The 11197-nt window shown below is 55.4% G+C and carries 10 protein-coding genes and 1 tRNA gene; 6 read left to right on the top strand and 5 right to left on the bottom strand.

What is annotated here, in order from left to right; all coding sequences use genetic code 11:
• Positions 1-169: 169 nt before the first annotated feature.
• A complete protein-coding gene (gene dkgB / locus N6G83_RS14340; RefSeq protein ID WP_016929009.1) occupies positions 170-973 on the top strand; it encodes a 2,5-didehydrogluconate reductase DkgB in 804 nt (267 codons plus the stop codon).
• Positions 974-1020: 47 nt separating this feature from the next.
• Here dkgB and yafC read toward each other — a convergent pair whose 3' ends face one another.
• Positions 1021-1908: a DNA-binding transcriptional regulator YafC gene (gene yafC / locus N6G83_RS14335; RefSeq protein WP_025301648.1), complete on the bottom strand. Its 888-nt coding sequence runs from the start codon at positions 1906-1908 to the stop codon at positions 1021-1023.
• A 105-nt stretch (positions 1909-2013) separates the two neighbouring features.
• Here yafC and N6G83_RS14330 point away from each other — a divergent pair, with 105 nt between their 5' ends.
• Both N6G83_RS14330 and N6G83_RS14325 read left to right on the top strand, forming a co-directional pair.
• Positions 2014-3189 carry an MFS transporter gene (locus N6G83_RS14330; RefSeq protein ID WP_025301649.1) on the top strand — a complete coding sequence of 392 codons (1176 nt, stop codon included), beginning with the start codon at positions 2014-2016 and terminating at the stop codon, positions 3187-3189.
• Between the two features lie 241 nt (positions 3190-3430).
• Positions 3431-4225 carry an endonuclease/exonuclease/phosphatase family protein gene (locus N6G83_RS14325; RefSeq protein WP_072070311.1) on the top strand — a complete coding sequence of 265 codons (795 nt, stop codon included), beginning with the start codon at positions 3431-3433 and terminating at the stop codon, positions 4223-4225.
• Between the two features lie 52 nt (positions 4226-4277).
• Here the strand turns inward: N6G83_RS14325 and mltD are convergent, their stop codons facing one another.
• Both mltD and gloB read right to left on the bottom strand, forming a co-directional pair.
• Positions 4278-5660 carry a murein transglycosylase D gene (mltD, locus tag N6G83_RS14320; RefSeq protein ID WP_060447684.1) on the bottom strand — a complete coding sequence of 461 codons (1383 nt, stop codon included), beginning with the start codon at positions 5658-5660 and terminating at the stop codon, positions 4278-4280.
• Positions 5661-5731: 71 nt separating this feature from the next.
• Positions 5732-6487, bottom strand: coding sequence for a hydroxyacylglutathione hydrolase (gene gloB, locus N6G83_RS14315; protein WP_049295099.1), 756 nt, complete (start codon positions 6485-6487; stop codon positions 5732-5734).
• 44 nt (positions 6488-6531) lie between these two features.
• Between gloB and N6G83_RS14310 the strand changes: the two genes are divergently transcribed.
• The gene (locus N6G83_RS14310) at positions 6532-7251 is read left to right on the top strand and encodes a class I SAM-dependent methyltransferase (RefSeq protein WP_025301652.1); all 720 of its coding nucleotides are present in this window, start codon (positions 6532-6534) and stop codon (positions 7249-7251) included.
• Here N6G83_RS14310 and rnhA read toward each other — a convergent pair.
• On the bottom strand, positions 7248-7715 hold the full coding sequence (gene rnhA, locus N6G83_RS14305; protein WP_033649910.1) for a ribonuclease HI: 468 nt from the start codon (positions 7713-7715) through the stop codon (positions 7248-7250). The two genes, N6G83_RS14310 and rnhA, sit on opposite strands and share 4 nt — an antisense overlap.
• Before the next feature lie 72 nt (positions 7716-7787).
• Here rnhA and dnaQ point away from each other — a divergent pair, with 72 nt between their 5' ends.
• Both dnaQ and N6G83_RS14295 read left to right on the top strand, forming a co-directional pair.
• Positions 7788-8531, top strand: a complete 744-nt coding sequence (dnaQ, locus tag N6G83_RS14300; RefSeq protein ID WP_025301654.1) for a DNA polymerase III subunit epsilon — start codon at positions 7788-7790, stop codon at positions 8529-8531.
• A gap of 144 nt (positions 8532-8675) precedes the next feature.
• Positions 8676-8752 (top strand) — tRNA-Asp (locus N6G83_RS14295).
• 106 nt (positions 8753-8858) lie between these two features.
• Here the strand turns inward: N6G83_RS14295 and N6G83_RS14290 are convergent.
• Positions 8859-11099 carry a TonB-dependent siderophore receptor gene (locus N6G83_RS14290; RefSeq protein ID WP_043135504.1) on the bottom strand — a complete coding sequence of 747 codons (2241 nt, stop codon included), beginning with the start codon at positions 11097-11099 and terminating at the stop codon, positions 8859-8861.
• Between the last annotated feature and the right edge of the window lie 98 nt (positions 11100-11197).

Genomic DNA, 11197 nt, shown 5'->3' with positions numbered 1-11197 from the left:
ATCTATATTTTGCGATTTTCAGGCCGGAATTGTCCTTCCTTACCGCCTTACTCCCCATATTGTTGCCTTTAGATCAAAAGTCTTATGCCGAACCAGGCGTTTTTGATCAATAAAAAAGTTGCCATAATCTTCCTCATACCACATCTACCCATTAATGAGAGAAAACATTATGAGCATCCCTGCATTTGGTTTAGGTACTTTCCGCCTTCAGGATCAGGTTGTTATCGATTCTGTCAGCACTGCACTTGAGCTGGGCTATCGCACTATTGATACTGCACAGATCTATGAAAACGAAGCGGCTGTTGGCCAGGCTATCGCTGCCAGCGGCGTGAAACGTGAAGACCTGTTCATCACCACCAAGATTTGGATCGCGAACCTGGCGAAAGGCGCGCTGATCCCAAGCCTGCAAGAAAGCCTGAAAAAACTGCAAACGTCCTACGTTGATCTGACGCTGATCCACTGGCCGTCACCCAACGACGAAGTGCCGGTTGCCGAATTTATGGCTGAGCTGCTGGAAGCGAAAAAGCTGGGGCTGACCCGCCAAATCGGCGTATCTAACTTCACCATCGACTTGATGCAGCAAGCGATTGACGCGATTGGCGCCGATGAAATCGCCACCAACCAAATCGAGCTGTCACCGTTCTTGCAGAACCGCAAAGTGGTAGAATTTGCGCAGCAGCACGGCATCGCCATCACCTCTTACATGACGTTGGCCTACGGCAAAGCGCTGCAGGACGAAACGATCAAAAGCATTGCTGCTCGTCACAATGCGACCCCAGCACAGGTTGTCCTGGCTTGGGCATTGAAGCTGGGTTATGCGGTTATTCCTTCTTCGACCAAGCGTGAAAACCTGGCGAGCAACCTGTTGGCGCAGCAACTGACGCTGACCGACGAAGATATGGCGCAGATTGCCGCACTGGAGTGCAACGGCCGTCTGGTTAGCCCAGAAGGTCTGGCGCCAAACTGGGATTAATCATTCCTCGCAGTAGTCAGCATAAGGCGTCCATCGGGGCGCCTTTTTTATCGTTTCAGGTATTCACTCACAAAATCAATAAAGCTGCGCAGACGGTTGCTGACGGCGCTGTCGCTGTAATAAACCGCGTTGATCGGCATGGCGACCGGCAGTGTCGCTTCCACCAGAATCGGGACCAAATCTCCACGTTTGATATCTTCGTCGCTCATAAAGTCCGACAGGCAGGCGATACCGTTGCCATGCAGACAGAGATGGCGCTGGGTTTCTCCGCTATTGGTCGTCAAGCCTGGGGTGATTTCCAACTGGCTGCCATCTGAGCAAGCCAGTGGCCAGCGGTTCAAGCTGGGAAGGTCGTTGAAGCCGATGCAGCAGTGATGTTCAAGATCTTCTACCGTTAGCGGCGTGCCGTGTTGAGCCAGATAGGCGGGAGAGGCGAGCACATGCCGGTAGCTGGTCATCAGTTTGCGCGCTTTCAGTGTGGAATCGGTCAGTTCGCCTACGCGGATTGCGATATCCACTTTTCGCTCGATCAAGTTGATAAAGTTTTCCGAAGACACCAACGATAACGACATTTCAGGATAACGTTCGCGGAACTCCGCCACTAAAGGCGTCAGCATGTGCAGCACCACCGGCGTTGCCGCGTCGACGCGCAGCAGACCTTGCGGACGCTGGCGGCTTTCCATCAGCGCATTTTCCGCCGCGGCCATGTCGTTCAGTACCTTCTGCACCTGGCGAAAGTAATTCTCTCCTTCCTGAGTCAGGCTGATTTGGCGCGTGGTGCGGTTAAGCAACGTCACGCCCAGTTTGCTTTCCAGTTTTTTTACCGTTCGGCTGACTACGGAGTTCGCTTGTTCCAGGCGTTCGGCCGCCCGGCTGAAACTGCCGCTTTCCACTACGGTGACAAAGGTGATCAGCTCGTCTGAGTTTGCTTTCATTTTTGCTCCGATAGCAAATTTAATTTGAAATTTTGAGCATTTTTATCATTTAAGCATAGGCAGATAATAGCCGTCATCAACTTGAATGCTATTTCGGAGTAAAAAATGCCACTCGCATTACTTGCCTTAACCATCAGCGCTTTTGCTATCGGCACGACCGAGTTCGTGATTGTTGGGTTGATCCCGACTATCGCGGAGCAGATTGGGGTGACCGTACCGTCCGCTGGATTGCTGGTGACTATCTATGCCCTCGGCGTGGCCATTGGCGCGCCGGTGCTGACGGCCCTGACCAGCCGTATACCGCGCAAGCTGCTGCTGGTTGGCCTGATGGTGCTGTTCACTCTCGGTAACCTGCTGGCCTGGCAATCACCCAGCTATGAATCGCTGGTGATTGCCCGGTTGTTGACCGGCCTGGCGCACGGCGTGTTCTTCTCTATCGGCTCCACTATCGCGACGAGCCTGGTGGCGAAAGAGAAGGCGGCTTCCGCCATCGCCATCATGTTTGGCGGCCTGACGGTGGCGCTGGTGACCGGCGTACCGTTAGGGACGTTCATCGGCCAGCAGTTTGGCTGGCGTGAAACCTTCCTGGCCGTTTCTCTGATTGGCGCGGTCGCTACGGTGGCCAGCATTATTCTGGTGCCGAACAATATCAAGAACCAGGGCAGCGCCGGCGTGCGGGAACAGATGAAAGTACTGACCCATCCTCGTCTGCTGCTGATTTACGCAATTACCGCATTGGGATACGGCGGGGTCTTCACGACCTTTACCTTCCTTGCGCCAATGATGCAGGAACTGGCGGGCTTCTCTGCTCCGACCGTGAGCTGGATACTGTTGGCTTATGGTGTCGCGGTGGCGGTGGGTAACATCTGGGGGGGCAAGCTGGCCGATCGCCATGGGGCGGTGCGTGCGTTGAGCTTTATCTTTGCCGCGCTGGCTGTTTTGTTACTGGTGTTTCAGTTTACCGCCAGCCACAGTATTGCCGCTTTGCTGACGGTGATTGCGATGGGCGTGTTCGCTTTCGGTAACGTGCCGGGGCTGCAGGTCTATGTGGTGCAGAAAGCCGCGCAATACACGCCAAATGCGGTGGATGTGGCGTCCGGTCTCAATATCGCGGCGTTCAACATCGGTATTGCGCTCGGTTCGGTGATTGGCGGTCAGACCGTCGCCTCACTGGGGCTGGCGCAGACCCCCTGGATTGGCGCGCTGATCGTGGTAGTTGCACTGTTGCTGGTTAGCCTCAGCGGCCGCCTGGATAAAAAGTCTCAGCTGCAAACGGCTTGATGCACAAAATCATTGTTGTCTGGCCCGCATTTTGCGGGCCTTTTCGCATTTTTCACCTATTACTCCCTGTCTTTACACAGCTATACCGTCAGAAGATTGAAATCGCTGCAGGTGGCCCCTATAACTGAAAAGGTGATGCCCGCAAAAGCCATGCCCTCTATGCGGGGTAGGCGTATAATCAATTCATCGTTGGCGAGTGTTCATCGCCAGTTTTCATGTTAATGGGTAATAGGCGAATCGCGTGCCGAAACGAACTTATGCAATGAGGTATGTTGCAGGTCAGCCAGTTGAGCGAATCTTTCCTGGCGCCGTTAACCAGCCGTTGCCGCCAGGGGCGGCGCTGCCGACGACCGGCGCCTTGCGCGTTATGGTGTGGAATATTTTCAAACAGCAGCGAGCCGACTGGCTTTCGGTGCTGAAAAACCATGGCAAAGACGCGCAGCTGGTGTTGTTGCAAGAGGCGCAAACCACGCCGGAACTGGTGAGCTACGCTACTGCCAACTACCTGGCGGCCGATCAGGTACCGGCCTTTGTGCTGCCGCAGCATCCTTCCGGCGTGATGACGCTGGCGGCCGCTCATCCTGTTTACTGCTGCCCGCTGCGCGAGCGAGAGCCCCTGCTGCGGCTTTCTAAGTCGGCCCTGATCACCGTTTATCCGCTGTACAACGGTGAACTGTTGATGGTGGTGAACATCCATGCGGTGAACTTTAGCCTGGGCGTCGACGTCTACAGCAAGCAGTTGGGGCCGATAGGCGAACAGATCGCCAGTCACCGGGGGCCGGTGATTATGGCGGGGGATTTCAACGCCTGGAGCCGCAAGCGCATCAATGCGCTGTATGACTTCGCCGGCGAAATGGCGCTGCGCGAAGTGAGCTTCACCGACGATCACCGCCGCAAGGCTTTTGGCCGTCCGCTGGACTTCGTGTTTTACCGCAATCTTGGGGTCATAGAGGCGTCGGTGCTGGTGACCAGCGCGTCGGATCACAATCCGTTGTTGGTGGAGTTTCATCCGGAGAAAGACTCGCCGGTATGGTGAACCGCAGGTAATAAAAAAGCACCCCGAGGGGTGCTTTTTTTGTGCCGAACATTTAAGTATCCGGCGTCATCTTGTTGCCGACAAACAGGGTCAGCTTCAGACCTGGCTGTAGGTTGCCTTTGGCGAGCGTTGAATTCCAACGCATCACGTCGTTAATATCGACGCCGTGACGACGTGCGATACTGGCGAGCGAATCACCTTTACGAACCTGGTAGGTGATACTGCTGTTACTGCCAGTATTGCTGGCCACTTGCAGGGTTTGCCCAACTTTTATGGCGCTCTTGGCGCGTAAGTTGTTCCAACTCTGCAAATCGCTGGTCTTAACGTTCAGCCGCTTGGCAATGCCCGATAAGGTGTCGCCGGAGCGCACTTTATACGAACTGCCACCGGACAAACCGCTGTTCTTCGCCAACTGCGTCGTTGGTTGAGTCACGGCGATCTGGCCATCGGCCAGCGAGTCTTTCAGCTGATCGGCATGCCCTTTGGGAACCATGATGTAATGGGGCCCGTTGGGTGCCGTAACGCCTTTTTTGTAGCCTGGGTTATACGCTTTCATCTTGGTGACTGAAAGCCCTGCCATCTCAGCCGCCTGAGTTAGCTGGATCTGCTGCCCGACATCGATACGAGCCAGCGCACGGGTTTCATCCGTTTTCGGGAGTTTCACGCCGTATTTCTTGCTGTTCTTGATGATGTCGCTCAGTGCCAGCATTTTCGGGACATAGATTGACGTTTCACGCGGAAGCGACAATGCCCAGAAATTGGTTGGCTTACCCTGGCGTTTGTTTGCCTTCACCGCTTGCATCACGCGGCCTTCACCACTGTTATAGGCGGCTACGGTCAGTAACCAGTCGCCGTTAAACATGCGGTTCAAGCGCTGCATCATGTTAAGCGCAGCGGTTGTCGAGGCGACGACATCGCGTCGACCGTCATACCACTGATTGTTTTTCAAACCATAATTGCGACCCGTTTGCGGCACGATTTGCCATAGCCCTGCGGCGTTGGCACTTGACGTGGCGTGTGGGTCAAAAGCGCTCTCCACTATGGGTAGCAGTACCAGTTCCATCGGCATATTACGTTTCTTAATCTGCCCGACTATCCAGTACATGTACGGCTCTGCCCGTAATGTTACATCGTGGAGATAGCTCTTACTTTTTAAGTACTTTCTTTTCTGATCACGGATCCGGGAATTTTCCGGAACCTCCATCTTCAGCTCGTCGCTAATGAAGTTCCACAGGTCCTGTTGCGCGGCGGGACTGTTGTTATCCAACCACCGCGCCGAGCTCGCTCGGCCATTTGCTGTGTACTCTCCTGCTTCACCATCTTGACCAGCCGAAGACAAACTCTGTGCATGCTGTTCTGGCGCCGGTGCGTCCTGCCTGGACGACTGGCAACCCACTAGCAAGACTGAGGCGAGAAATATCGCTTTAGCCTTCATGTGTGTGTCAATGTAGTTGCTTAAAAGACGAGCAATAATACTTTGCTTCGCCAAATAACACAACTAAAAGCTTAGAAGTTATCTTTCCGCAGGCGTAATTCGGAAAAAACTGAATGAAGGCTTTCCGGTGGTGAATTAAAGCCTAATTTCTTTTGTAAATCAGCGTCATGGCAACGTAAAAACAGGTTAATTTTGCGCTCTAATTGCAACGTGGTCGGCACACTGGCTTGGCCTTTTGCCCTTAACGCTTCAACATGTTGTTGATATGTTTCAATCTCTCGATCTTCCGGCAAAATAGCCCGCGCAAACTTAAGATTAGAAAGAGTATATTCATGCGCGCAGCAAATTAAGGTGTTATCGGGAAGTTGCGCGAGTTGTTGAAATGAGTCGTACATTTGTTTGGCGGTGCCTTCAAACAGCCTGCCGCAGCCGGCGGAGAAAATGGTGTCGCCGCAGAACAGATAAGGGGCACTATAGAATGCCACATGGCCCAACGTATGGCCGGGAACGGCGATAGTCCTGTATTGGCGGCCATCGATGTCAAAGGTGTCGCCGTCGCGGACGATGTGGTTGGCGCCTTTGTCCGCGGTTTCTTGCGGCCCATAGACGGCCAGCCCGGGATACTTCGCTACGATTTGCGCCACGCCGCCGACGTGATCGTGATGATGGTGGGTCAGCAGGATCGCCGCCGGCGCCAGCTGCAGGCGCTGCAACGCTTCGAGTACCGGCTGCGCTTCACCCGGATCGACGATAATGCAGCGCCCCTGTCGGTCATCCAATAACCAAATGTAATTGTCCTGGAAGGCGGGAATGCTGATAAGATTCATGGTGTACCTCTCGTTGGCAACGGCTTGAAAGAAGATAATAAATCATGAAACCAGCCCATACTCTACAAAAGCTCACCGGCCCGCAGTCCTGGGCTGAGCTGCCGTGGGGGGAGTACTATCGTGAAGCGCTCGAGCGGCAGTTGCAACCCTGGTGGCCCAAGCTGTTCGGTTTCCATCTGCTGAAGATGGGCATGCTCAGCGCCGAGCTGGCCACGGACAAATGTGCGATTTCCCATCAGGTCAACGTAGGGCTGGAGGGGGACGGGCTGCAGGTGATCGCCGATGCCTATCAACTGCCGTTCGCCGCCAAGTCGGTGGATGCCTGCCTGTTGGCGCATACGCTGTCCTATGCGGACGATCCGCACCGCATGCTGCGTGAGGTGGACAGGATATTGATCGACGACGGCTGGTTGGTTATCAGCAGCTTCAATCCGTTCAGCCTGCTGGGATTGGGCAAGCTGGTGCCCGGGTTGCGTCATCGCCAGCCCTATGTCAGCCGCATGTTTACCCAGATGCGGCTGTTGGATTGGCTCAGCCTGCTGAATTATGAGGTGCTGCATCAGTCGCGTTTTCACGTGCTGCCGTGGCACCGCAAGGGCGGCAAGTTTTTATGTACCCATTTGCCAGCGCTGGGCTGCATGAGCGTGATTGTGGCGCGCAAACGCACCTTGCCGCTAACGCCTACGCCGATGAAACTGGGGGCGAGAAAGCCGTCTCTTAGCCGAGCGGTGGGCGCGACCAAGAGCTATCGCAAGCTGCCTTAGGCTTCCGGTTGGTAACCGACGTCTTCTTGCGTCGGCTTACCGGCCGCTTCGCGCGCCAGCACGTCACAACGTTCGTTCTCCGGATGGCCGGCGTGGCCTTTGACCCATTCCCATTTCACCTCGTGGCGCTGAATGGCCAGATCCAACCGCTGCCACAGATCGACATTCTTGACCGGCTTTTTGTCGGCGGTTTTCCAGCCGCGCTTCTTCCAGTTATGGATCCAACTGGTGATGCCCTGGCGCACATACTGGCTGTCGGTGCTGAGCGTCACGGCGCAGGGCACGGTCAGCGCTTCCAGCGCCACGATCGCCGCCATCATTTCCATGCGGTTATTGGTGGTCAGACGAAAACCCTCGCTGAAGGTTTTTTCCGTTTGCTTATAGCGTAATATCGCGCCGTAGCCACCGGGGCCGGGGTTGCCAAGGCAGGAGCCGTCGGTGAAAATTTCTACCTGTTTGAGCATCTCTGGTAGACTCTTCCTATCAGTTTTATAAAAGCCAAGTCTGACATAAACGAGCGCTGTGAGCACTGCAATATGATCTCTACAACCACCAGACAGATTGTCCTCGATACCGAAACCACCGGTATGAACAAGCTTGGGGTGCACTACGAAGGGCACCGCATCATTGAAATCGGTGCGGTGGAGGTGATTAACCGCCGCCTGACCGGGCGCAACTTCCACGTTTACATCAAGCCGGATCGGCTGGTGGATCCGGAAGCGTACGGCGTACACGGCATCAGCGACGACTTCCTGGCCGACAAGCCGACCTTCGATCAGGTTGCCGACGAATTCCTCGACTTTATCCGCGGCGGCGAGCTGGTGATCCATAACGCGGCGTTCGACATCGGCTTTATGGATCACGAATTCCGCATGTTGCAGCAGGGCATCCCGAAGACCGAGACCTTCTGCACCATCACCGACAGCCTGCTGATGGCGCGCCGCCTGTTCCCGGGCAAGCGCAACAACCTCGATGCCTTGTGCAGCCGTTATGAGATAGACAACAGCAAGCGTACGCTGCACGGCGCATTGCTCGATGCCGAGATCCTGGCGGAAGTCTATCTGGCGATGACCGGCGGTCAGACCTCGATAGCGTTCCAAATGGAAGGCGATACCCAGCAAAACGACGCCACGCAAGAAATTCAGCGCATCGTCCGCCCGGCGACGGCGATGAAAGTGGTCTACGCCAGCGACGAAGAAGTGAAGGCGCACGAGGCGCGTCTGGATCTGGTGGCGAAAAAGGGCGGCAGCTGCCTGTGGCGCGGTGCGCCGGCCGAGTAACGGCATTTTTGCACGAAAAAAACGCACCGGATGAACCTTCGTTGAAAAACTGTGCAAACGGTTCATTTGGTGAGAAAAAGGCATTGACGGAACCGAGAGGCGTCCGTAATATGCGCCTCGTTCCCCCGCAAGAGGGAATGGCGCGGAGCGGTAGTTCAGTTGGTTAGAATACCTGCCTGTCACGCAGGGGGTCGCGGGTTCGAGCCCCGTCCGTTCCGCCACTATTCAGAAGCCCTGAGTTAGCGATAACTCAGGGCTTCGTCGTTTCTGCTCTCGGCAAAACGGTACGGCCCAATGAACGGGGCCGGCAGACCGGCCCCTTATTCCTCAGAACAACACCGAGTAGTTCAAACCGAAGGTGCGTCCGCGGCCCTTATAGCTGTACAGCTCAGGCGAGCCGTAGGTCGGGCTGTACAGGATCGGCGCGCGTTGGCCCCAAACGGTGGTGTATTCCTTGTCCAGCAGGTTTTCCACGCTGAAGCTGATTTTCCCTACCGGCAGGGTATAGCTGCCGAGAAAATCGAGGGTGTTGTAGCCATCGATTTTGCGGCCTTGGGTGGAGTTGGCCTTGGTGTAATCGCCGTCGTCCGACACGTCGAAGGTTTGCTGCGACTGTAAGCGCAGATTCCAGTCGCCCGGCGCCCAGCCGACATAAGCGGTGACTTTCGATGGGCTGGCGGTATCGACCACCAGCTTCTTCCATTCGCCGTTGACCTTGGTTTCGGAACGGATAACGTTGAAGTTGGTGCCGGCGCTCCAGTCGCTGTCTTCAAAGAAGTAGTCCACCGCGCCTTCCACCCCATAGATGCGCCGCTTATCCGCATTGACGTTAATGGTCATGTCGGTTTTGTTGATAGCGATGCTCTTGTCGGACAGCGAGTAGTAGGCGGCGATTTGCGTGCGCAGGTTATCGCCGGTATAGCGCCAGCCCAGCTCGTAGGCATTGACCTTGATGCCTTCCAGCTTGGAATCGCCGACGTTGACGCTCTTCAACAACTGGTAATGGCCGCCGTTCAACGCGTAGGTGCCGTTACCGTAATATTTGCCCGGATCCGGGATCTCGAAGCCCTGAGAGAAGTTGAACCAGGTTTGCTGGCGCTCGGTCAGATGTGCCAACAGGCCGGCGTTGAACAGCGCGTTGTTGTAGTCGGTTTTCCCGCCCGGTATAGCGTCGGCGGATGTCGCGGCGCCGGTGGCGATCGCCTGCTGCTGGTTATAACCGACGAAGTCGTCGATCTTGTTTTCGGTGTACTGGTAACGCACGCCGCCGCTCAGGGTGAAAATGGGATTAATGTCGTAACTGGCCTGCAGGAACGACGCCAGGTTGCTGGTGGTATAGCTCGGGTAGCGGCCGGTGCTGTAAGCGTTCTCCAGCATCATGCCGCCGGACTGCTGAGCCTTCGCCAGGTTAAAGAACTGCTGATTGGCGTTGAAGCTTTCATGCTCGGCGTCAATGCCGTAAGTCAGCGTCAGTGCGTCGACAGGTTTGCTGTTTAACGTCAGCTTGCCGCCGTAGAAATCGGTTTTTTGCTGTGAAGCACCAATGCTGTTGACGTAATAGTTCGGCGCTTTGCCCGCCAGCGTCGGGAACGGGTAGAAGGTCAACGTTTCGTCGCGGTAGTAGACCTGCGCCACCAAATCCTGGCCGAGGAAATCAGTGTTGGAATACTGCAGGTTGATCAGGTGGCGTTCGGTACCGGGGATGCGGTCGGAATTTAAGTTACCGCTGTTATATGCCTTGGCGTTGCCCGTCACCGCCGCAAAGTTCTCTCCCAGGAACAGGCCGTGATCGCCGTCGGATTGGCTTTTGTAGTATTGGGTGGTCAGCTGCAGCTGTTGATGATCGTCGATGTTGAGGGTGCCGGTGCCCATGACGTCGAGGCGATCGGAATACTGCAGGCCGGTTTGGGTATTGTCGATCAGTACCTCATTGCCTTTGCCGTCATACCAGCCGCCATAGCGCTGGTAAGAAACGGACAGGCGCCCAGAGGCGTTGTCGTTGCCGCCGCTGACCGCCGCCGCCACGTTCTCGTCGTGATCGTGATGGCCGCCAAAGCCGGTTTTACCGCCGACCTGCAACTCGACCTGCTGTTCCTGTTGCCCTTTTTTGGTGACGATATTGATCAGGCCGCCGGTGCTGCCGCCGCCGTACAGCGAGGTCGCGCCGGAAATCACCTCGATATGATCGATATTGAATGGATCGATCGAATCCAACTGGCGGCTGTCGCTGCGCGATGAATTCAGGCGTACGCCGTCAATCATCACCATCATCGAGCGGCCGCGCATATTCATGCCATAGTTGGTACGGCCCTGACCGCTGACGTCCATGCCGGGGATCAACTGCGCCAACATGTCCTTGATCTCTTTACCGCCCTGAACCTGCTGTTCGATCTCCTGGCTTTCAATGATCCAAGTGGTCTGTGCCATTTCCGCCGTGCTGCGGTGCGAACGGCTGGCGGAGACCACCATCTGCTCTTCGGTGCCGGCTTTCTGATCTTCAGCCCAAGCCGCCGGCGCAAGCATTGCCAGCAGACAAGGGTTCAATACCCAAAGGTGTTTGCGTTTCATCGTTATTTCCTGGTGATATTGTTATTGTGTTTTTTTGAGAATGCTTCTTTTATCAATAACGTTTCTTGTTATCAATAAAATCGTGATATGATTTTTTG

This window comes from Serratia sp. PL7, from assembly GCF_945957435.1.
This window is presented reverse-complemented; position numbering and strand designations above follow the sequence as displayed.